We start from the raw sequence: 22282 nt of genomic DNA on the forward strand, positions 1-22282 counted from the left end.
ATGGCAAACGATAGCATCGCAATACGCCGTGTCGCGCTCGCCAGCGTCATCGGCGCGACCATCGAGTGGTACGACTTTTTTCTGTATGGCGTGATCGCCGGCATCGTCCTGAACAAGCTGTATTTCCCCGGTCACGACCAGGTGGTCTCGACCATGCTCGCCTATACGACCTTCGCGGTCGGCTTTGTCGCGCGGCCGCTGGGCGGCGTGATTTTCGGCCATTTCGGCGACCGGATCGGGCGCAAGAGCATGCTGGTGCTGACGCTGCTCATCATGGGGGTGTCGACGGTGCTCGTCGGCCTGGTGCCGACCTATAGCCAGATCGGCCTGTGGGCGCCCGTCTTGCTGTTGCTGCTGCGCGTGTTCCAGGGGATCGGCCTGGGCGGCGAATGGGGCGGCGCGGTGCTGATGACCTATGAATATGCGCCGCCCAACAAGCGCGGCTTTTATGCCAGTCTGCCGCAGATCGGCCTGTCGATCGGCCTGTGCCTGGCTGCCGGCGTGGTCGCCCTGCTCTCGAAGACGCTGACCAATGAGCAATTCCTGGCATGGGGCTGGCGTGCGGCGTTCCTGCTCTCGGCGCTGCTGGTGTTCGTCGGCATGTGGATCCGCCTGCGCGTGATGGAAACGCCTGAGTTCGCCTCGCTCAAAAACCGCCATGCGCAGGCCAAGGTGCCGTTCCTGGAGATGCTCAAGCATTTTCCCAAGAACGTCATGCTCGGCATGGGCGCGCGCTATATCGACGGGGTGTTCTTCAATGTGTTCGGCGTATTCATCATCAGCTACCTGACGCAGCAGATCCATATCGACCGCACCGATGCGCTCATGAGCGTGATGGCCTCGGCGCTGGTGATGTGCCCGTTCATTCCGATTTTCGGTCGCCTGTCGGACAAGATCGGCCGCGCCCGCGTGTACTTCTGGGGCTCTCTGATCACTGGGCTGTCGTCGTTTCCCGCCTTCTGGCTGATTTTGACGCACTCGACCAATCTGCCGGTCATCTGGCTGTCGGTCGTGGTGCCGTTCGGGATCTTCTATGCGGCGGTGTATGGCCCCGAAGCGGCGCTGTTTGCCGAGCTGTTCGACGCCCGCGTGCGCTATACCGGCATTTCGTTCGTCTACCAGTTCTCGGGCATTTTCGCCAGCGGCCTGACGCCGATCATCGCCACCGCGTTGATCAAGGTCGGCGGCGGCCAGCCTTGGCTGATCTGCGCCTATGTGCTGTTCGCGGCGTTGGTCTCGGCTCTGTCGGCCGCAGCCATTGGCAAGCGAGCACAGGCCTACGCCTACGGGACGTAAGCGGCGCCGGACCGCAACCGCGGCGGCCGCCGGGTATGACGCCCAGCGGCCGCCGCGGTTTTGTATTTTCTGGTGCTGGTGCGGCGCCTCAGTCGTGGAAGGTTTTCGCGATATCGAGCGCCGCCTGGCGCAGTTCCGGCACGAAGCTCAGCAGGCTGTCGATGCTGGCGCGCCCGAGCGGGGCCTGCACGGCGATCGCCGCGCAGGCGCGGTTGCGGTCGAGCATGACCGGTACGGCAATCGCAATCAGGCCCTGCAAATGCTCCTGATCATTGATGCCGATCCGGCGCTTGCGCGTGAGCGCGAGTTCCTCGCGTAACGCATCGAGGTCGGTGATAGTGTTCTCCGCTTGCGCGCGCAGCGGCAGCGACGCAATCAGGCGTTCGCGCCGCATCTTCGGCAGCAGGCTGAGCAACAGTTTGCCGCTTGAGGTGCAATGCAGCGGCACATGCGAGCCCGGTTGCAAATGCATGCGCAATGGCCACTGGGTTTCGACCCGATCGAGGTAGACGATATCGTCGCCGCTCAGGATGGTCAGATTGCAGGTCTCGCCGATGCGGTCGACCAGATGCTTGAGGATGGCGTGGCGCGCGGCGGCGGGCCCCGAGTTCATCAGCACGCTGATCGCCATTTGCCGCACCCGCGCCGAGCACTCGTAATAGCGTCCGCCGGTGCCACGAGTGACCAGCCAGGCACTTTCCAATTGCTTGAGAATGCGGTGCACGGTTTGCTTGGGCAATTCGATGTGGCTGACGATATCGGTCAGCGCAAGCGGTTTGTCGGCCTCGGCGAGAATCTCGAGGATGCGGAAAGCGCGCAGGGCGGCGGCATTGGACTGGTTTGAGCTCATGGCATCAAATTTAGTGTTTATTGGGACTTAATTCGTCCCGATAACTGCATTTTGTTATCCATTTTGCATCGAAAAATACAAAAACATGCAAATTGGGACAGATCGGTCTCGACACTCGTCTAAATTGATACCAGGGCGTCGCATCATCTGCCCGCGGCATTCAACGCGTTCCAACCACGACAGGGCCCATTGCATGAGTGCAACAACGCCGTCACGCATTGAGAAGCACGCCCCGCCGACGGCAGGTACGAGCACGCGCCTGTCTTGCCCGGCATCTGCGCCGGGCACCACCAGCTCCCCATTGCAAAAGGAGGTCCGGCACCGCTGAGCCAGGCCGCAACGGCACCGCGCTCAAAGGAGGGCGCATTGCCGACCCATGATCCAAACGGCCTGCAGTCGCGTTTCACATCCATCCCAAACGACGCATTACATGCAGTACATAAACTCAAGGAGACAACCATGCGTTCGACGACTTCCGGGCAAGTCCCCGGTCTGGAGACCAAGCGTTTCACTTTCCATGCAGGGCTGCGCTCGCTAGCCCGCGTATGTGGAGCGCTGCTCGGTCTGGCGATGCTGTTCGGTGGTGCCGGCCAGGCAAATGCGGCGTATCCCGATCACCCGATCAATTTCATCGTGCCATGGGGTGCCGGCGGCGGGGCCGACCTGCTGGCCCGGACCTCGTCGAACATCATGCAGAAGTCGCTCAAGGTGTCGCTGCCGGTGATCAATGTGCCGGGTGCCGACGGCATGGTCGGCATGACCAAGCTGCTGACATCGCCCGCCGACGGCTATAGCGTGGCGGTACTGATCGGCGACACCTATGCGCTGCTCGCTCGCAAGAACCCGCCGTTCAAGCTGGACCAGGTGATCCCGCTGGCGATCATGATTCAGCAGCCGTCCGGATATTGGGTCAGTGCCGACAGTCCTTACAAGACCTGGGACGATCTGGTCAAGGCGGCCAAAACGAAGAATATGACGGTGGCCGTCACGGGGCTGGGCAGCGCGGATGACATTACCACCCGCTATCTGGCCAGCAAAGGCCTGAAACTGCAATCGGTGCCGTATGGCAAACCGGGGCTGCGCTACAGCTCGATTCTCGGCGGCAATAGCGACATTCTGTATGAGCAGACCGGCGATGTGCGCAGCTATTTCGATTCGGGGAAAATCCGCCCGCTGATTTTTTTCTATCCGCATCCGGTCGATATCCCCGCTTTCGCCAAGGTGCCTGTGTCGACGCAACTCGGCTATGACGTGACCCTGCCGCAATTTCGCGCCATCGTGGTGCGCGCCGGCACCCCGCCCGAGCGCGTCAAGATTCTCGCCAACGCGCTGGCCGAGGTCGCCAAAAGCCCGGCATTCAAGGATTATCTGAAGCAGCAATACGCCGATCCGAACAGCTACGTACCGCTGGCCGACGCGCATGCGTTCATGGCCAACTGGCTCAAGCAGGCGCAAGAGGTGATCGCACGGAGCAAGCAATGATGCGTGTTCCCGACCAGGCGCTGGCCGGCCAGCGCAAGAGCGCCGTGCCGTCGAAATTGACCAGGACGTTGCCGTATTTGCTGATCGTGGCGTTCTCGGTGTTCCTCTACCACAACGCGGACAGCTTCGAGTTCGTGAGGACGTACGGTCAGATCGGGCCGGACGCCTGGCCGAAGATCATCCTGGTGGTCATGCTCGTGACCGCCTGCATCGGCGCGCTCAAGACGCTGCGGGCGCCGGCCGGGGCAAAACCGCGCAGCGACGACGACGAGGTTGCCCTGCTCAATCCGCCGGAGCTATACCCCGGCATGGTCTGGGCCGGTGTGGCCGCCACCGCGTTCTACGCGTTCGCGCTGCCGATCCTGGGCTTTGCAATCGCCACGGTGCTCTACAGCATTGCACTGATGTGGGTCGGGCACCAACGGCGGCTTGGCATCTTGCTGGGGTTAGGCGTGGGATTTTCGCTGTTCTTCATGTTTCTTTTCATGAAGGTCGTGTACGTCTCGCTGCCGCTGGGCGATGAGCCCTTCTCCAAGGTCTCTCTCCTGCTGATGTCGCTCCTGGGAGTGCACTGACCATGGAACTCCTTCACGATCTTGGCATGGGCTTTTTCCATGTCTTTCAGTCCTTCGATTTTCTGATGCTGGTGGTGGGACTGCTGGTGGGCATGGCGGTCTCCATCATGCCTGGCCTGGGCTTTGTCATGGGCGTGGTGCTTGCCCTGCCGTTTACCTACAAGATGCAGATCGAGCCGGCAGTCATCCTGCTGACCGCGATTTATTTTTCCGGCACCTACGGCGGCGCGTTCACAACCATCCTGTACCGCATTCCGGGCGAACCGAGCGACGTGCCGCTGCTGTGGGACGGCTACGTGATGGCGCGCAAGTCCGGGCCCGCCAAGCCGCTGGGCTGGGCGCTGGTGGCGGCCCTGGCGGGCGGGCTGGCGTCGTCGGTGGTGATGGTGCTGCTGGCCGAGCCGCTCACGGCGATCGCCCTGAAATTCAACTCGGAGGACTATTTCGCAGCGATTTTCTTCGGCCTGACCACGGTCGTCTCGCTGGCCGGCAAATCGCTCGTCAATGCGGTGATCAGCCTGTGCCTGGGCCTGCTGGTGGCATGCATCGGCGTCGACAGCACGTATGGCGTCAATCGCTTTACCTTTGGAGTGCCGGTGCTTGGTGACGGTGTGCAACTGGTGGCGGTGCTGGTGGGCATGTACGGCCTGGGCGAGGTGTTCAAACGGCTGGGCCAGGGTTTGACGCTGGATAACACGCACGCCTCGACCGGCAAGGTACAGACGCATTTTCCCTCGCTGCGGGAAATCTGGCAGATCAAGGGCACGCTGCTGCGCAGCAGCGCGATCGGCACGCTGTTGGGCATCGTGCCGGGCGCAGGCGCGACGATCACTTCCTTCATCTGCTACGGCACCGAAAAGCAGTACGGCCGGCGCCGAGCGCAGCTGGGCACGGGCATGCCCGAAGGCATCGTGGCACCTCAAATCGGCTCCACCGCGTCGGTCGCCGGTCATATGATCCCGATGCTCACGCTCGGCATTCCCGGCAGCGCGGCGACCGCGGTGATTCTGGCGGCCTTTTTGCTGCATGGCGTGCAGCCCGGCCCGATGCTGTTGACGGACCCAACCTCGCACCAGGTCGTGTACACGATTTTCGCCTCGATGTTCGTCAGCATCATCGGCATGTGCATCATCGGGTTCTTCTGGATCCGCCTGGTGGTCAAGGTGCTGACCATCCCGCAGTCGGTGCTCAACGCGGTGGTGGTGCTGTTCTGTCTGATCGGCGCATACGCGAGCCGCAACAGCATGTCGGACGTGTGGATGATCGTTGCCTTCGGCGTGCTGGGCTACCTGTTCGAGAAGTTCCGCTTCCCGATTTCACCGTTGGTGCTGGGCGCGATTCTGGGCCCGATCGGCGAAAACAATTTCATGCGCAGCATGATCATCAGCCATAACGACTGGACGGTATTTTTTCTCCAGCCGCTGAGCGGCACGCTGATGACAGCTTCGTTTTTGTCGATTCTCTATCCGCTGGCCAAACCGGTGGTACGCTCGCTGCTCGGACGCAGCAAACCTGCCTGAGCGCCACCCGTGTTCGGCGCATCGCGGCAATACCCGCGATGCGCCGTTCGCGTGGCTCGCCGCAAACGCCCCCATTTTCCATTCGATACCGCCCGATCGAGGTCCTTGATGCGCATTTATTCATTTGAAAATTCATTTATCGGGACAATAAAAATCCCGATAAATGAATTATTCGATGCCATGACCAGATGTGCGCCACAAAATGCGCAAATTGGGACGTTCCGGTCCCGAGGTTCCTCTAGATTGATACCAGAGCATGTTTTGCCATTGATATCAGCCGATTCGTTTCAATCCTGATGGGAGCAGTCACATGAGTGTTAACGCGCCATCGCGCGCCATCCAAAGCGATCCGCAAACCCACGCCACGGTCGCGCAACTCGTGGCTCGCGCACGCGCCGCGCAAGCCGCTTTCTCGCAAGCGGGCCAGACCGTCATCGACGATGCCGTCGCCGCGGTAGCCTGGGCCATCATGGAGCCCGAGCGCAATCGGCAACTGGCCGAGTGCGCGGTGCGCGACACCGGACTGGGCAATGTCGACGACAAGATTCGCAAAAACTATCGCAAAACGCTCGGGCTGCTGCGTGATCTGCACGGCGTGAAAACCGTCGGTGTGATTGCCGAGGATCCCGCCAAGGGCATTGTCGAAATCGCGCGGGCAGTCGGCGTGGTCGCGGCCATCACGCCTTCGACGAACCCGGCGGCCACGCCTGCCAACAAAATCATCAATGCGCTCAAGGGCGGCAACGCGGTGATCGTGGCCCCTTCGCCCAAGGGTTGGAGCGCCGGCGCGATGCTGCTCGATTTTATTCAGCAGGAATTGCGCAAGGTCGGCGTCTCGCCCGATCTGGTGCAGTGCCTGCCGTCGCCGGTCAGCAAAGCGGCCACGTGGGAACTGATGCAGCAAGCCGATCTGGTGGTGGCCACGGGGTCGCAGGCCAACGTGCGCATGGCTTACACCAGCGGCACGCCGGCCTTTGGCGTCGGCGCGGGCAACGTCGCCTCGATCGTCGACGCCTCGGCGAATCTGGCCGACGCGGCCGACAAGATCAAGCGTTCGAAGACTTTCGATAACGCGACGAGCTGCTCGTCCGAGAACAGCGTGGTGATTCTCGACGCCGTATATGACGCAATGCTCGCCGCGCTCGATGCCTGCGGCGGCGTATTACTGGACGCCGATGAGAAAGCCCGCCTGCAAGCCGCCATGTGGCCTGACGGCAAGCTCTCCGGTCATATCACGGGCAAGAATGCCGCGACGGTCGCTCAGCTGGCAGGCCTGTCGCGCGCATCCCAGAGTCACGCTGGCCAACCGGCGTTTCTGATGGTCGAGGAAACCGGCTTCGGCAGCGACTACCCGTTCTCCGGGGAAAAGCTCTCGCCGGTGCTGACGGTGTATCGCGCGCGCGACTTCTCCCATGCGTGCGAGATCGTCGAGCACATCTACGCCTACATGGGCGCGGGTCATTCGGTGGGCCTGCACTCGGCCGACAGCGCGCAGGCGCTCGCGCTGGGGCTGCGCCTGCCGGTGGCTCGCGTGATCGTCAATCAGGCGCATTGCCTGGCGACCGGCGGCAACTTCGATAACGGCCTGCCCTTCTCGCTGTCGATGGGGTGCGGCACGTGGGGCGGCAATAACTTTTCGGAGAACCTCAACTATCGCCACTATTTGAACATTACCCGTATCGCCCGTCCGATCCCGGAACGGGTTCCTGCGCAAGAGGATCTGCTCGGCGCCTACTTCAGGAAATACGGCAAATGAATGCACCTCGGACTTTGCACGAATTGATCGAGCAGCGCGCCGACGCACATCCGGACAAACCGTACCTGGTCTCGACCGAGAGCGGCCGCGCGCTGACCTATGGCGGCTTGCGCGACGCTTGCCGCGCATTCGGCCGGCAACTGGCCGCCAAGGGGCTCAAGGCGGGCGACACGGTCTCGGTGTTCCTGCCCAACGGCGAGCAAACCACGCGCATTCTGCTCGGCATCATGGCCAATGGCCTGATCGCCAATCCGATCAATCTGTTGTGCCAGCCGGCGCAGCTGCGCCATATCCTCGATCATTCGGACACTCGCCTGGTGTTCACGTCGGAAGAAGGCGCCCAGACGCTGCGCAAAGTGCTGGAGCAAGTCGAGCGGCCGATCGAGTTGATCGTGACGCGCGCCGACGCGACGGCGTTGCCACCGGAGTTTTCCGCCGACGGGCGCGAGGTGAGCGGCGTGAGCGAGCCGGCCCCGCAGCCCGATCAGGATGCGCTGCTGATGTACACGTCCGGCACCACCGGCGTGCCCAAGGGGGTGCTGCTCACGCATCACAATCTGGTCATAACCGGCCATCACATCAGTCGCGAGCATCAGCTCGGCGAGAGCGACAGGGTGCTGGCCTCGCTGCCCCTGTATCACATCAACGGCCTGGTGGTCACGGCGGTCGCGCCGCTCGTGCACGGCGGTTCGGTGGCCATGCCCGCGCGCTTTTCCGCAGGCACCTTCTGGCACGACGCCAGCCGCTTCGGCTGCACCTGGATCAATGTGGTGCCGACCATCATCGCCTACCTGCTCAATGACCCGACCGACCTGGGCAGCGCCGATCTGAGCCGGTTGCGCTTTTGCCGCTCGGCCTCGGCCGCACTGCCGCCCGAGCATCATCGCGCCTTCGAGCAGCGCTTCGGCATCGGCGTCATCGAGACCATGGGCATGACCGAGACCGCGGCGCCGGCCTTCAGCAATCCGTTCGATCCGTCCCAGCGCAAGGTGGGCAGCATCGGCAAGCCGTCGGGCACCGAGGCGCGGGTGATCGATCCGCAAGGCAACACGCTCGGGCCGAACGAGACGGGCGAGATCGTGCTGCGCGGCGGCAACGTGATGCGCGGCTACTACAAGGCGCCGGAGGAGACCCGCAAGGCCTTCACGGCCGATGGCTGGCTGCGCACGGGCGACCTTGGCTACCACGACGCGGATGGCTACTTCTACATCAATGGCCGCGCCAAGGAACTGATCATCAAGGGCGGCGAGAACATCGCCCCGCGCGAGATCGACGAGGCGCTGCTCAAGCATCCGGTCGTGCTGGAGGCGGCGGCGGTCGGCGTACCCGACGCCAACTACGGCCAGGAAATTGCTGCGTACGTGGTGGTGCGCGAGAATCTTTCCTACGACGAGGCCGACCTGCGCGAGCACTGCCTGCGTGAGCTGGGCCGCTACAAGACGCCGCGCGACTTCCACGTCATCGCCGAGTTGCCGCGCGGCCCATCGGGGAAGGTGCAGCGCCTGAAATTGCTGGACATCAAGTAATCCCTAAAAAACAAGCAGGCAACCCGATTGCCTCGCCAGAGACAGACAGAACTACGACAGAGACAGCGGCGGGCCGCGCAGCGGCCTGCTCGCCAGTATGCGCCGCGGCGCCCAAAGGAGGTCGTATGAAGTACCGCATCAAAACCCGCCACATCATCCTCGGCGTCATGTGCCTGATGTATTTCATCGCGTACATCGATCGTGTCAATATCGCCGTGGCCGGACCGATGATCCGGCATGAGATGGGGCTGAGCAACACCGAGCTTGGCCTGATTTTTTCCGCCTTTGCCTATCCGTATGCCGTCATGCAAATCCTGGGCGGCTGGATGTCGGATAAATTCGGGCCGAAGAAGGTTTTGTTGGTCCTATCGCTGATCTGGGGCGTATCGACATTGGCCACCGGATTCGCCGGCAGCGTCATGGCGCTGGTGGTCTTGCGCTTTACCCTGGGCATTGGCGAGGGCGGCGCCTTCCCGTCGGCCACCCGCGCATTTACGCACTGGATGCCGACAGCCGAGCGGGGGTTCGCACAGGGCATCACCCATAGCTTCGCACGGCTGGGTGGCGCCATTACTCCGCCGGTGGTCGTGGCCATCGTGATCTGGAAAGGCTGGCGCGAGGCGTTCATCGTGCTGGGCGCGCTCAGTCTGTGCTGGACCGTGCTGTACGCGCTGGTCTTCACCAACACCCCCGAGGAACACCGTCGCGTCACGCCGGAGGAACTCAAGGAGATCGGCTACGCCAAGGGTGACGGCCAGCGGTCCCGGCGCACACCCACGCCGTGGCGCAAACTGATCAATCGCATGTGGCTGGTGACCTTCGTGGACTTTTGCTACGGCTGGTCGTTGTGGGTGTTTTTGACCTGGCTGCCGTCGTATCTGAAGGATTCGCGCGGCTTCGATCTGAAACATCTGGCACTTTTCACGGCGCTGCCTCTGCTGGCCGGCGTAGTGGGCGACACGCTCGGCGGCGTGCTGTCGGACAAGCTCTATAAAATCACCGGCAACCTGCGGCGCGCGCGCGGCACGATTCTGTTTACCGGCCTCGTCGGTGCGCTGATTTTCATTCTGCCGATGATCTATACGGCCAGTCCGATCGGCGCGGTGATCCTGCTGTCGCTGTCGTTCTTCTGCCTGGAGTTGACCAATGCGGTGCTGTGGAGCCTGCCGATCGACATCGCGGGCAAGTTCGCCGGCACGGCCGGGGGCATGATGAATACCGGTTTCGGCATCGCCGGCATGATTTCGCCGGTGGCGTTCGGCTTCCTGATCCAGGTGACCGGCAGCTACACAATTCCGTTCCTGATTTCGGCCGGGCTGCTCGGCGTCGGCGCGGTCGCGGCCCTGTTCATCGATCCGAATCGGACCGTGGAGGCGGACGACGCCACGCTCGAAAACTTGAAGCCCGCCCTGTCCTAGCAGGCATGCGCGCGCCCGGGCAAGAAATGCCGGGGCGCGCCGCCCAGTTTGCGCTTACTTATCGGTCAAACGGCGCAGACGGCGAATCAGACTCGAGGTGTCCCAGCGATTGCCCCCCATCGCCTGCACATCGGCATAGAACTGATCGACCAGGGCCGTGACCGGCAGCGATACGCCGGTGCGCTGCGCTTCTTCGAGGCAAAGCCCGAGGTCCTTGCGCATCCAGTCGACCGCGAACCCGAAATCGAAGCGGTCTTCGACCATGGTGCGGCCCCGGTTGTCCATTTGCCAGCTGGCCGCGGCCCCTTTGCCGATGACGTCGAGCACCAGCGCCATGTCCAGCCCCGCATGCTGGCCAAAGTGAACGGCTTCGGATAGCGCTTGAACCATGCCGGCGATGGCAATCTGGTTGACCATTTTGGCGAGTTGCCCGGCGCCGGGCCCGCCGATGCGCGTCACCGCCCGGCCGTAGGCCGCCAGCACCGGCGCGACGTCGGCGAACACCGCCTCGTCGCCGCCGCACATGATGGTGAGAATGCCCTTTTGAGCGCCCGCCTCGCCGCCCGAGACGGGTGCGTCGACGAAATGCAGGCCGGCTTCGCCGGCCGCCGCGTTCAGCTCGCGCGCCACGTTGGCCGACGCCGTGGTGTGGTCGACATAAGTCGTGCCCTTGGCCATGCCGGCGAACGCACCGGACTCGCCCAGCACGACGCTGCGCAGGTCGTTGTCATTGCCAACGCAGGAAATCACGATGTCGGCGTCTTGCGCGGCGTTGCGTGGCGTATCCGCGCTTTTTCCACCAAATTCCGCGGCCCACTGGTCGGCTTTGGCCTTTGTCCGGTTATAAACCGTGACTTGGTGGCCGGCCCGGGCGAGGTGTCCAGCCATCGGGTATCCCATCACGCCGAGCCCCAAAAAAGCAACGCGGCGCGGTTTGGCTTGCGAATTCTCGGTACTCACAGGATCTCCTCGAAGTGGTTAATTCATAAAAATATGTCAATTATAGGGGGCCAGCCCGATTCGCCCACGTGTCACATCCAGTCACAAAAAAACCACGCGAGGACCCTAGCGTAGAGCCGTGCATCCGCTAAAATGCGCGGCATGGCAGAATTCCATTTTCACTGGTCAATCCGCGTTTACTACGAAGACACAGATGCGGGCGGCGTCGTCTTTTATGCCAATTACCTCAAATTTTTCGAGCGGGCGCGCACCGAGTGGCTGCGCTCGCTCGGCGTCGACCAGTCCTTGCTGGCCAAACGCACCGGCATGCTGTTCGTGGTGCGCCATACCGCTGTCGACTACCTCAGCCCGGCGCGCCTGGACGACCAGCTCTCGATCCGCAGCCGCATCGAGCGGCTCGGCCGCGCATCAGTGGATTTCCTGCAGGAAGCCTGGCGCGGCGAACAGTTGCTGGCACGCGGCACCATCAAAGTCGGTTGCGTCGCGTCAAGCGACCTCAAGCCAGGTGCGATTCCCCAGGATGCCTTGATAGCCATGCGCACGGCCACAGCGACAGAATAAGAACTTACCGCCCATTTTTCACACTAAGAAACAAATTTTTCGTCGCTTACACAATGCCCGCACAAGACCTTTCAATGATTTCACTCGTCGTCAACGCCAGTTTGCTGGCGCAGGCCGTCATGGCTCTGCTGCTGGTCCTGTCGCTGATGTCCTGGACTTTCATCTTCCGCAAGCTGTTCGGCATCCGTCGCGCGCGCATCCAAACCGAACGCTTCGAACGCGATTTCTGGTCCGGCGGCGATCTGCAGTCGCTGTATCAAAGCGCCGTCAACAATCGGCACCATACTGGTGCACTCGAGCGCATTTTCGAATCCGGCATGCGCGAATACCTGAAGGCGGTCGAAAAACGCATTTCCGATCCGAGTGCGATTCTCGATGGGGCGCGGCGCGCGATGCGGGCGGCTTATCAGCGTGAAATGGACTCGCTCGAATCCAACCTCGCGTTTCTCGCGTCGGTCGGCTCGGTCAGCCCCTACATCGGCTTGTTCGGCACGGTCTGGGGTATCATGAATGCGTTCCGCGGCCTGTCCAACGTGCAGCAGGCCACCCTCGCCAACGTGGCGCCGGGCATCGCGGAAGCCCTGGTAGCAACGGCCATCGGCCTGTTTGCGGCCATTCCCGCCGTGGTTGCCTATAACCGCTTCGCCCACGATATTGACCGTCTGGCGATTCGCTTCGAAAGCTTTATCGAAGAGTTTTCAAACATTCTGCAACGGCAGATTCACTAGGAACCGACATGGCAGGCTCCATTCGCAGCAGTAGCCGCTCGCGCGGTCGTCGCGCAATGGCCGACATCAACGTCGTGCCATATATCGACGTCATGCTGGTGCTGCTGGTTATTTTCATGGTCACCGCGCCGATGGTGGCGCCCTCGATCGTCAATCTTCCGACCGTCGCGAACGCCAGTCCGCAACAGCAAACGCCGCCGGTCATCGTCAATATCGATGCGAACAACCAGTTGCTGGTTCGCTACAAGGACGCCCAGGAAACGCACGAGCAGAAAATGACCGAACAGGATATGCTCACGTTCCTGCAGAATCGCCAGGAGGTCAACCCGGATCAGCCGGTGGTGATCGCCGCCGACAAGACGGTGCGTTACGAAATGGTGATGAACGTGATGTCCGATCTGAAGGCCCAAGGCATCAAGCGTGTTGGCCTGCTTGTGAAGCAAAAATGACACAGATGTTCGCGCGTCCGACACCCCCCGAACCAGAACGCGGTACGGGTCGGTCTTTTTTACTGGCGCTCTTGATGCACCTGCTGCTGCTCGCGCTGCTGATTTACGGCATGCGCTGGCAGAACAGTTCGCCGGCCGGCTCGCAGGCGGAATTGTGGACCCCCGCCGAATTGAATCCGCCGACGCCGCCTCAACCGCAGGCGCCGCCGCAACCGCCGACGCCGCCGGTCGCCGCGCCCGTTCCCATGCCGGAAAACGCTGACATAGCGCTGCAGAAGGAAAAACGCCGCCGCGAGGAAGAGGCCGCTGCCCAGGCGAAGTTGCTGCAACAGGAGCAGCAGCAGGCGCAGGCCAAGCTCCAGCAGGAAATATTGCGCCGTCAGCAGGAGCAACAGCAGGCTGAGGCCGCCAAGGAAAAAGCGCGCCAGCAAAAATTGGCGGCGCAGCAGAAAGCCGCCGAAGCCTTGAAACAGCAGCAGCAAGCGCAGAAGCAGGCCGAGCAAAAGGCCGAGCAGGACAAGATCGCGAAACAGAAAGCCGAGCAGGAGGCCGCCGCCAAGAAGAAGGCCGAGCAGGAGGCCGCCGCCAAGAAGAAGGCTGAACAGGAAGCCGCCGCGAAGAAAAAGGCCGCGCAGGAAGCTGCCGCCAGGAAGGCCGAAGAACAGGCCCGCCAATCTCGCCTGGCAGCGCTTCGCGGTGCCGCCGGGGCGACCGGTAACGGCTTGGGCAGCGCCTCGGCCGGCAATGGCGCCGGCGCCGGCGGCACGGCTTCGCCGGGTTACGCCGATCGCGTGCGCCGGCGCGTCAAACCGAACATTGTGTATACGGAGCGCAATCCGGGTAATCCGACGACCGTGATCCAGGTCCACCTCGCACCCGACGGCACCCTGCTCTCGCAGCGCATCGTCAAGTCGAGCGGCGTGCCGTCATGGGATCAGGCAGTCGAGCGCGCGGTTACCCGCTCCGATCCGTTGCCGCGCGACACGAACGGCAAAGCCCCCTCGAGTTTCACCATCACGTTCCGGCAAAACGATTAGCCGACCGACATGACGAGCTCGAGAACGAACAACCTCGCAACTAGTCATCACCACGAATGTGGTGATAGCCTGTTGCTTTTCTGATAAAAGGCCCACCGACAGCATGCGAATTTCCAGCAAGTCTGCATGGCACACCTTGATCGCCACGTTTCTGGCCGTGGCCTGCAGTGCCGCCAACGCACAACTGAACGTTGACATCACCGGCGTCGGTTCCAACCTTTACCCCATTGCCATCGCCAACTTCGCCAACGGCGCCAGCGCGCCGCAGGACGTCAGCAGCATCGTGCGCTCGGACCTGACCGGCAGCGGGCGGTTCAGCCAGATCAACGCTGGCGACACTCCGGTGTCGGAAACCGATCAAGTCGATCTGGGCAGTTGGAAAGCGCGTGGCGCCGATGCCTTTGTCGGCGGCAGTGTCACCCGGCTGGCCAATGGCCAATACGACGTGCGCTTTCGCCTGTACGACACGGTCAAGCAGGCGAGCCTCGGGGGTCTGTCGATCACCAGCCCCGCCAGCGATCTGCGCCTGACCGCGCACAAGATTTCCGACTACATCTATCAGAAACTGCTCGGCGTCCGCGGTGTGTTCGCGACCCGGCTGTCGTACATCGTTCATCGCGGCAACCGCTATCAGCTCGTGATTTCCGATTCGGACGGACAGGACGAGCACGTCGCATTGACCAGCCGCGAGCCGATCATCTCACCGTCCTGGTCGCCCGACGGCACGAAAGTCGCATACGTCTCGTTCGAGCGTCAGAAGCCGATCGTCTACGTTCATGACCTGCCGACCGGCCGGCGCGTGATGATCGCCAATTACAAAGGCAACAACAGCGCGCCGGCGTGGTCTCCCGACGGCAAGACGCTCGCCCTGGCGCTGTCGCTCACCGGCAACACGCAGATCTACAGCATCAACGCCAACGGCGGCGGACTGCGGCGCTTGTCGCGCGGCAGCGGCATCGACACCGAGCCGCAGTATTCGCCTGACGGCAAATGGATTTACTTCACCAGCGATCGCAGCGGCGGGCCGCAAATCTACCGCATGCCGGCCGCTGGTGAAGCCGCAGGTGCCGCGCAACGCGTCACCTTCCAAGGGAATTACAACGTCAGTCCGCGTATCAGCCCAGACGGCAAGCTGCTTGCTTATATTTCACGGGTCGGGGGCAGCTTCAAGCTGTACACGCAGGATTTGACCACCGGGGATGTCACCGCCATGACGGACACCACCCACGACGAGTCACCGAGTTTTGCCGCGAACGGCAAGTACATTCTTTATGCGACGCAAGTCAATGGCCGTAAGGTATTGGCGGTGGTCTCGGTGGACGGGCGAACACGGCAAATATTATCAGTGCGGGGAGGAGGCGTTCGCGAACCTTCCTGGGGTCCATTCATGCAATAAAACTAACCGGAGGTCCTATGAGTTCTTTAATTCGTAACATCCTGGCCGCATCCACGGTCGTCGCTCTGGCTGCTTGCAGCTCCGGCGTCAAGCTCAACAATGGCGCGGGTTCGGCCAACGGAGCAGGCGCCAACGCCCGCAGCGTTGCTCCGGTCAGCGCGGTCGACGAGCTGAACAATCCGAACAGCCCGCTCGCTCAGCGCAGCGTGTTTTTCGATTTCGACAGCTACACGGTCAAGGACAGCTACAAGAGCATGCTCGAAGCCCATGCCAAGTACCTGATCGCTCACCCGAACCGTCATGTGCTGGTGCAAGGCAATACTGACGAACGCGGCACCAGCGAATACAACCTGGCACTGGGTGAGAAGCGCGCTGAAGCGGTCGTCAAGGTGCTCGAGCTGCTCGGCGTGCCGAGCTCGCAACTCGAAGCGGTCAGCTTCGGCAAGGAAAAGCCGAAAGCGCTGGGCCACAACGAAGCGGCTTGGGCTGAAAACCGTCGCGCGGATCTCGCTTATCAATAATCATCGCCATGCAACCTCGACTGCTTAAATCATTTGTACATGCCGGCCTGCTCGGCTGCCTGCTGCTGGGACCGGTCGCTCATGCCGGCTTGTTCGATGACGATCAGGCGCGCCAAGCCGTACTCGACTTGCGCGCCAAAGTCGATAGCAGTAATACGCGTATCGAGGGGTTGACACGCAACCTGCTGGACCTGAACAATCAGGTCCAGCAGTTGCAACAAGCCCTGGACGCGGAACGAGGCCAAAACCAGGAGCTTCAGAACCAGCTCGCGACGCTGCAGAAGAATCAAAAAGATTACTATGCAGATCTCGATGCGCGCCTGAAGAAACTCGAACCGCAGCAAGTCACCGTCGACGGCGTTACCGGTACGGTTCAGCCGGGCGAAAAGACCGAATTCGACGCGGCGCTCAATCAGTTCCGCAACGGCGATTTCAAGGGCGCTTCCGGCAGCCTCTCGTCGTTCGTCAAGCACTATCCCAACAGCCCATATCTGCCCGACGCCGAATATTGGCTCGGCAATACGTATTACGCGCTGCGTGATTACAAGGCGTCGAACAACGTGCTGCAGAACGTCGTCAGCCAGTTTCCGAATCATCCTCGCGCACCGCAGGCGTTGCTGGCGATCGCCACCAACCAGCAGGAGACCGGACAGAAGGTCGCCGCACGCCGAACCCTGCAGACCATCATTTCCAAGTACGCCGATTCCGACTCGGCGCAGGTCGCCAAGCAGCGTCTGGCCAAGCTGCGCTGATTCGTCCACAGAACGCCGCTCGAACGAGCGGCGTTCTTTGTTTTTGACGTCGACCGCCTCATCGCGAACAGGCGAGGCGGCGCATGCGACATGCCCATGGCGAGCGACGCACTCGGCCGAGAGTGCATCGCCGGCGCCTGAACTTGACACTCTCTCGGAAAAACAACTAAAATCGCTGTCTCGTTGGGTCGTTAGCTCAGTTGGTAGAGCAGCGGACTTTTAATCCGTTGGTCGCGTGTTCGAGTCACGCACGGCCTACCACGAACTCAAAAGGCTTGCGCTATGCGCAAGCCTTTTTTATTGCCGCCGACTCTCGCTTCACGGCAAATTAACCGAGCAAAACGGCGTTGTCATCGTTTATCCTCTAAAATTTCGTACCTCATTCAACGAGACGAGTCCGATGACATTTCTGCAAATTCTGATTTTGGCAATCGTGCAAGGCGTTTGCGAATTGCTGCCGGTATCGAGTTCCGCGCACGTGATCCTGGCCGAGAAAATGATGGGGCTGAATCCATCCGCCCCGCAGATGACGCTGTTTCTCGTCATGCTTCACACCGGCACGATGTTCGCGGTCATCGTCTATTTCTGGAAATCCTGGCGCGAACGCTACTTCTCCTCCTGGCCTGCCTTTTGGCGCATCGTCAAACAGGTGGTGGTAGCTACCGCCTTCACCGGCGTCATCGGACTCGCGCTGATGCTCCTGATCGAGCGCGTGATCCTGCGCGGTGCCCAGCATTCCGATGTCGAGCAATTGTTCGGCAATGTCTACATCATCGCGTCGGGTCTGGCCGCGGCCGGCATCATGATCATTTTGTCGGGCAAGCGGCAGTCGTATGCGCCTCCGCAGCCACTGGACAGTCGCGCATCGGCCTGGATCGGGGCGATTCAGGGTCTTTGCCTGCCGTTTCGCGGCTTCTCCCGATCGGGCTCGACCATTTCGATGGGCCTGTTTCTCGGCATCGACAAGGCTCGCCTCGAGGAATTCAGCTTCGCGCTGGCCGTCGTGCTGACGCCCCCGGTGATCCTGCGCGAGGTGTATCGCCTGGTCAAACACAGCGGCAGTTCGTTGGCGCTCAACGGCACTTTCTACACCCTCGCGTGGCCAAGCCTGGTCGGCATGGTATTCAGCTTTTTGGCCGGTCTGGTAGCGCTGAAATGGCTGTCGCAATGGCTCGAGCACGGGCGCTGGCACCTGTTCGGCTACTATTGTCTGTTCGCTTCGGTGGCAGTGCTGGCCATCAATCAAGTGCTGCACTGACCGCCCCCGGCATGCGCCGAGGCGCATGCCAAAATCCGCCCAGAAAAACGATAAGAAACCGAGGAGTCCCCAGCATGCTCGAACGACTATTCAAACTCCAACAACACGGCACCAACTCCCGCACCGAAGTCATTGCCGGCTTGACGACCTTCCTGACGATGTCCTACATCATCTTCGTCAACCCGACCATCCTCTCCGGCACCGGGATGGACAAGAACGCAGTGTTCGTGGCGACCTGTCTGGCCGCCGCCCTGGGTACCCTGATCATGGCGTTCGTCGCCAACTACCCGATCGGCATGGCACCGGGCATGGGGTTGAACGCCTTTTTCGCCTTCACCGTGGTCGGTGCGATGGGTTACTCGTGGCAGCAGGCGCTGGGAGCCGTATTCGTCTCGGGGTGTGTGTTTATCGTCCTGACGGTCACCGGCATCCGCTCCTGGCTGATCGCCGGGGTGCCGAAATCGCTGCGCAGCGCCATCGCCGCAGGCATCGGCCTGTTCCTGGCCATCATCGCGCTGAGCAACGCCGATATCGTGATCGCCAATCCGGCCACCAAGGTCGGCATGGGCAACCTGCACTCGCCGCAGGCTTTGCTGGCGATCTTCGGCTTTTTCCTGATCGCCGTGCTCGATGCGCTGCGCGTCAAGGGCGCCATCCTGCTGGGTATTCTGGCGGTCACCGTGCTGAGCATGGTGCTCGGCCTGAACCACTTCGCCGGGGTGGTCGCCATGCCGCCGAGCCTCGCGCCGACCTTCTTCAAGCTCGACATCCGGGGCGCGCTGCACACCGGCTTTCTGCACGTCATTCTGGTCTTCGTGCTGGTCGAGGTGTTCGATGCGACCGGCACCTTGATGGGTGTGGCGCGTCGTGCCGGCCTGCTCGAGGGTACCCAGTACAAAGGCCTGGGCCGCGCGCTGTTTGCCGACAGCATCGCGATTTTCTTCGGATCGCTGCTGGGCACCAGCAGCACTACCGCTTACATCGAGAGCGCCTCGGGCGTGCAGGCGGGCGGGCGCACCGGCATGACGGCGCTGACCATCGCCGCGCTGTTCCTGGCCGCGCTGTTTCTCTCACCGCTGGCCGCATCGGTGCCCCCCTATGCGACCGCGCCGGCCCTGCTGTATGTTGCCGGCCTGATGCTGCGCGAACTGCTCGATGTGCAGTGGGACGACGCGACCGAAGCCACGCCGGCCGCGCTCACCGCGCTGGCCATGCCGTTCACTTACTCGATCGCCAACGGCCTGTCGTTCGGTTTTATCGCCTACGCGGTGCTCAAACTGTTCACGGGCCGCTACAAGGAAGTGCATCCCGCCGCCTGGTGCGTCGCCGTCCTGTTCCTGATCAAGTACATCGTGATCGGCTGAATTCGCGCCGGCCGGCTGGTAACCGGTCGGCGCAACCGTCTCCGACAGGCGGTTGAACGCGGTTAGATTTCCACCACGCGCGCCCAATCGAATCGCGGATTCTCCGGTATGCCGCTGTGCCGACCGATATACCCGCGCGGGTTGCAGACGATGCGCGTGCCACTGGCCAGGTAATCGAAAGAATCGTGCGTGTGGCCATGCACCCACAGGCATGCCGGCCCCATCAGCGCCGACAGATCGGTGACGAAGCCCGCTGAGACGATGTCTTGCGCGAACCTCGGATGCAGGCTGCCGGGATGCGGAGCATGATGGGTCACCACCACGGTCTTGCCGTCGAACGGCTCGCCGAGCCGATCCGCCAGCCATCGGCATTGCCGACGGTGCAGCGACAGCGCATCGGCCGGCTCAAACGGCCTGATCGCCGCATCCTCCGGGCGCACCGTAATCCAGCGATGATCGGCCAGCGTGCTCGCGCATGCGTGCATCGCATCGATAGAATCCACGTGTGGGAAAAGCGCGTAGTCGGTCCACAGCGTCACGCCAATCACCCTGATCCGCTCGGGTGCAAAAACCGCCACGTCCTGGTTGAGATAATGCACGTGGCCGAATTGCGCGGCCGCATGCCGCATTGCCTGCTCGACGCTGCCCAGTTCGCCCTCGTAGTACTCGTGGTTTCCCGGCACGTAGACCACCGGCTGGCGAAAGCTTCGCCCGGCCCACTCGATACCGGCCTCACGATTGGAGATATCACCCGCGAGCACGACCAGATCGCAGTCGACCTCGGGAATCTCGCGCGGGAGGTTGAATTCAAGATGCAGGTCGGAAAGAATGCGGATGCGCATGCGGGGTCTGGTGCGGTTCGGGCTGCGATTATGCTTCGTGAAGCGAGCTGACCTGCGCCGGCTCGTCCTCGCGCTGCATCACGCTCTCGCCGCGGTCGCCGCTCAGGCGCAAGGCTGCATGCACCAGGGCGATATGCGAAAACGCCTGCGGAAAATTGCCAACCTGGCGCCGATGCACGGTATCGTACTCCTCGGCCAGCAAACCGACGTCATTGCGCAGGCTCAGCAGGTGTTCAAACAATTGCTGCGCCTCATCGCGCCGGCCCTGCATCACCAGATTGTCGACCATCCAGAAACTGCACGCCAGGAATACACCCTCGCCCGCCGGCAGCCCATCGGCCGCATGATGCGATCGATAGCGCTGCACCAGCCCGTCCGTCATCAAATCTTCCCGGATGGCCTGCAGCGTGCCTTGCACACGAGGGTCGGAAGGCGGAAGGAAGCCCACTTCCGGGATCATCAACAAACTCGCGTCGAGCTCGTGCGAGCCGTAACTCTGCACGAAGGATCCACGCTTCGCATCGAAGCCATGCCGGCACACGTCGTCGTGAATCTCGTCGCGCACAGCCCGCCAATGCTCGAGCGGCCCGTCGAGCCCGAACGTCTCGGCGGTCTTGATGGCCCGATCGAAGGCAACCCAGGCCATTACTTTGGAATACGTAAAATGCTGGCGGCCGTTGCGCACCTCCCAGATGCCTTCATCGGGCAAGCGCCAGATCTTTTCCAGGTGGCTCACCAGCGCGCACTGCAATGCCCACGATGTATCGTCCTGCGACAGACCGCCTACCCGTGCCTGATACATCGCATCCAGCACTTCGCCATAGACGTCGAGCTGCAGTTGCCCGACCGCGTTGTTGCCGATCCGCACCGGTCGCGAGCTTTCGTAGCCGGCCAACCAATCGACCTCCCACTCGGCCAGCCGGCGCTCGCCAGCCAGGCCGTACATGATCTGCATCTGCTCCGGGCTGCCGGCGGCGGCCCGCTCCAGCCACTGGCGCCACTCTGCGGCCTCGCTGAAATAGCCGGCATTCATCAGTGCGAGCAGCGTGAGCGTCGCATCGCGCAGCCAGCAATACCGGTAGTCCCAGTTGCGCACACCGCCCAGCTGTTCGGGCAGCGAAGTGGTCGGCGCCGCCACCAAGCCGCCGGTTGGCGAATAGGTCAGCGCCTTGAGCGTAATCAACGAACGCCGTACGGCGTCGGCCCATGGGCCGCCCGCGACGCACCGGCTCGCCCAGGCCTGCCAATATCGGGTGGTCTGACGCAGCGCCGCCTGCGGATCGATCGAGCGCGGCACCGAATGATGCGATTCGACGTGCGTCATGATAAACGGCACTGTCTCGCCCTCATGCACGGTGAATTCGGCCACCGTGCTCAGACCGACGCCGCTCAGGCTCACCGGCGTGCGCAGGGCTACTTTGTCCGGGCCGCTCACGGCCTGGATGCCCGAGCCATCCTGCAGCTTGCGAACCCACGGGATCGACAGGCCATAATCGAAGCGCAGCGTCATGTGCATGCGCATCGGCACGGCCCCGCGCTTGCCCTGCACCAGCCGCACCAGATCGGCGGTGTTGTCGCGCAGCGGCATGAAGTCGATCAGCACCACCGTGCCCTCGGGCGTCTCGAATTCGGTCTCGAGTACCAGCGTATCCTTGCGATACGCGCGTCGCACGCTGACTGGCTCCGCGGCGGGCGCGATTTGCCAACGCCCGTTATCTGCCGTGCCCAGCAAGGCGGCGAAACAGGCGCTCGAATCGAACCGCGGCCAACACAGCCAGTCAATCGAACCATCCCGGCCAACCAGCGCGGCCGTGTGGCAATCTCCAATCAACGCGTAGTCTTCAATCTTCGATGGCATGGCGTTCTCCGGCGTCGTGTCAATCCCTTTTCGACCGACATAGCTTAACGCCTTTAGTTCTGCCTCGTCACCGTATCACCTGAACCTGGCGCCTGTGCCGCCGCGCCCGCTCAAAAATGAAACCACCCGGGCG

20 protein-coding genes and 1 tRNA gene are annotated in these 22282 nt (G+C 62.2%); 17 read left to right on the forward strand and 4 right to left on the reverse strand.

Going from position 1 to position 22282, the window contains the following annotated elements:
* Entirely contained in the window at nucleotides 1-1296 is a 1296-nt protein-coding gene (locus PATSB16_RS13980; protein ID WP_047214732.1) for an MFS transporter, read from the forward strand.
* An 88-nt stretch (nucleotides 1297-1384) separates the two neighbouring features.
* On the opposite strand, the gene PATSB16_RS13985 is transcribed toward PATSB16_RS13980, so the two are convergent.
* Nucleotides 1385-2146 carry an IclR family transcriptional regulator gene (locus PATSB16_RS13985; protein WP_047214733.1) on the reverse strand — a complete coding sequence of 254 codons (762 nt, stop codon included), beginning with the start codon at nucleotides 2144-2146 and terminating at the stop codon, nucleotides 1385-1387.
* A 459-nt stretch (nucleotides 2147-2605) separates the two neighbouring features.
* On the opposite strand from PATSB16_RS13985, the gene PATSB16_RS13990 reads away from it, so the two are divergent.
* The 6 genes from PATSB16_RS13990 (at nucleotide 2606) to PATSB16_RS14015 (ending at nucleotide 10423) form a co-directional block, all read left to right on the forward strand.
* Nucleotides 2606-3628, forward strand: a complete 1023-nt coding sequence (locus PATSB16_RS13990; protein ID WP_083566781.1) for a Bug family tripartite tricarboxylate transporter substrate binding protein — start codon at nucleotides 2606-2608, stop codon at nucleotides 3626-3628.
* Entirely contained in the window at nucleotides 3625-4203 is a 579-nt protein-coding gene (locus PATSB16_RS13995; RefSeq protein ID WP_047214734.1) for a tripartite tricarboxylate transporter TctB family protein, read from the forward strand. The genes PATSB16_RS13990 and PATSB16_RS13995 overlap by 4 nt, the downstream gene beginning before the upstream one ends.
* Nucleotides 4204-4205: 2 nt before the next feature.
* The gene (locus PATSB16_RS14000) at nucleotides 4206-5723 is read left to right on the forward strand and encodes a tripartite tricarboxylate transporter permease (RefSeq protein ID WP_047214735.1); all 1518 of its coding nucleotides are present in this window, start codon (nucleotides 4206-4208) and stop codon (nucleotides 5721-5723) included.
* Between the two features lie 310 nt (nucleotides 5724-6033).
* The gene (gene sauS, locus PATSB16_RS14005) at nucleotides 6034-7479 is read left to right on the forward strand and encodes an acylating sulfoacetaldehyde dehydrogenase (protein WP_047214736.1); all 1446 of its coding nucleotides are present in this window, start codon (nucleotides 6034-6036) and stop codon (nucleotides 7477-7479) included.
* On the forward strand, nucleotides 7476-9005 hold the full coding sequence (locus PATSB16_RS14010) for an acyl--CoA ligase (RefSeq protein ID WP_047214737.1): 1530 nt from the start codon (nucleotides 7476-7478) through the stop codon (nucleotides 9003-9005). Before sauS ends, PATSB16_RS14010 begins: the two co-directional genes overlap by 4 nt.
* Nucleotides 9006-9130: 125 nt before the next feature.
* Entirely contained in the window at nucleotides 9131-10423 is a 1293-nt protein-coding gene (locus PATSB16_RS14015) for an MFS transporter (protein WP_047214739.1), read from the forward strand.
* A 54-nt stretch (nucleotides 10424-10477) separates the two neighbouring features.
* On the opposite strand, the gene PATSB16_RS14020 is transcribed toward PATSB16_RS14015, so the two are convergent.
* Nucleotides 10478-11383: an NAD(P)-dependent oxidoreductase gene (locus PATSB16_RS14020; RefSeq protein WP_047214741.1), complete on the reverse strand. Its 906-nt coding sequence runs from the start codon at nucleotides 11381-11383 to the stop codon at nucleotides 10478-10480.
* Nucleotides 11384-11515: 132 nt separating this feature from the next.
* On the opposite strand from PATSB16_RS14020, the gene ybgC reads away from it, so the two are divergent.
* The 10 genes from ybgC (at nucleotide 11516) to PATSB16_RS14070 (ending at nucleotide 19449) form a co-directional block, all read left to right on the forward strand.
* Entirely contained in the window at nucleotides 11516-11944 is a 429-nt protein-coding gene (ybgC, locus tag PATSB16_RS14025; RefSeq protein ID WP_047214743.1) for a tol-pal system-associated acyl-CoA thioesterase, read from the forward strand.
* 53 nt (nucleotides 11945-11997) lie between these two features.
* Nucleotides 11998-12672: a protein TolQ gene (gene tolQ / locus PATSB16_RS14030; RefSeq protein WP_047214744.1), complete on the forward strand. Its 675-nt coding sequence runs from the start codon at nucleotides 11998-12000 to the stop codon at nucleotides 12670-12672.
* A gap of 8 nt (nucleotides 12673-12680) precedes the next feature.
* Nucleotides 12681-13121: a protein TolR gene (gene tolR / locus PATSB16_RS14035; RefSeq protein WP_047214745.1), complete on the forward strand. Its 441-nt coding sequence runs from the start codon at nucleotides 12681-12683 to the stop codon at nucleotides 13119-13121.
* Nucleotides 13122-13126: 5 nt separating this feature from the next.
* Nucleotides 13127-14158 (forward strand): cell envelope integrity protein TolA, encoded by a 1032-nt coding sequence (tolA, locus tag PATSB16_RS14040; RefSeq protein WP_335645853.1) that lies wholly within the window; start codon nucleotides 13127-13129, stop codon nucleotides 14156-14158.
* Between the two features lie 103 nt (nucleotides 14159-14261).
* Nucleotides 14262-15554 carry a Tol-Pal system beta propeller repeat protein TolB gene (gene tolB, locus PATSB16_RS14045; protein ID WP_047214747.1) on the forward strand — a complete coding sequence of 431 codons (1293 nt, stop codon included), beginning with the start codon at nucleotides 14262-14264 and terminating at the stop codon, nucleotides 15552-15554.
* 17 nt (nucleotides 15555-15571) lie between these two features.
* Nucleotides 15572-16075, forward strand: a complete 504-nt coding sequence (pal, locus tag PATSB16_RS14050) for a peptidoglycan-associated lipoprotein Pal (RefSeq protein WP_047214748.1) — start codon at nucleotides 15572-15574, stop codon at nucleotides 16073-16075.
* A gap of 8 nt (nucleotides 16076-16083) precedes the next feature.
* Nucleotides 16084-16827 carry a tol-pal system protein YbgF gene (gene ybgF / locus PATSB16_RS14055; RefSeq protein ID WP_052892688.1) on the forward strand — a complete coding sequence of 248 codons (744 nt, stop codon included), beginning with the start codon at nucleotides 16084-16086 and terminating at the stop codon, nucleotides 16825-16827.
* Nucleotides 16828-17012: 185 nt separating this feature from the next.
* Nucleotides 17013-17088: transfer RNA gene (locus PATSB16_RS14060), tRNA-Lys, on the forward strand.
* 139 nt (nucleotides 17089-17227) lie between these two features.
* Nucleotides 17228-18085 (forward strand): undecaprenyl-diphosphate phosphatase, encoded by an 858-nt coding sequence (locus PATSB16_RS14065; protein WP_047214749.1) that lies wholly within the window; start codon nucleotides 17228-17230, stop codon nucleotides 18083-18085.
* A 74-nt stretch (nucleotides 18086-18159) separates the two neighbouring features.
* Nucleotides 18160-19449 (forward strand): NCS2 family permease, encoded by a 1290-nt coding sequence (locus PATSB16_RS14070; RefSeq protein WP_047214750.1) that lies wholly within the window; start codon nucleotides 18160-18162, stop codon nucleotides 19447-19449.
* Between the two features lie 62 nt (nucleotides 19450-19511).
* Here PATSB16_RS14070 and PATSB16_RS14075 read toward each other — a convergent pair whose 3' ends face one another.
* The gene (locus PATSB16_RS14075; RefSeq protein WP_047214752.1) at nucleotides 19512-20291 is read right to left on the reverse strand and encodes a metallophosphoesterase; all 780 of its coding nucleotides are present in this window, start codon (nucleotides 20289-20291) and stop codon (nucleotides 19512-19514) included.
* Nucleotides 20292-20319: 28 nt separating this feature from the next.
* Nucleotides 20320-22149 (reverse strand): glycoside hydrolase family 15 protein, encoded by a 1830-nt coding sequence (locus PATSB16_RS14080; protein ID WP_047214753.1) that lies wholly within the window; start codon nucleotides 22147-22149, stop codon nucleotides 20320-20322.
* Between the last annotated feature and the right edge of the window lie 133 nt (nucleotides 22150-22282).

Origin of the sequence: Pandoraea thiooxydans, assembly GCF_001931675.1 — a bacterium.
GTDB classification, from domain to species: Bacteria; Pseudomonadota; Gammaproteobacteria; order Burkholderiales; family Burkholderiaceae; genus Pandoraea; species Pandoraea thiooxydans.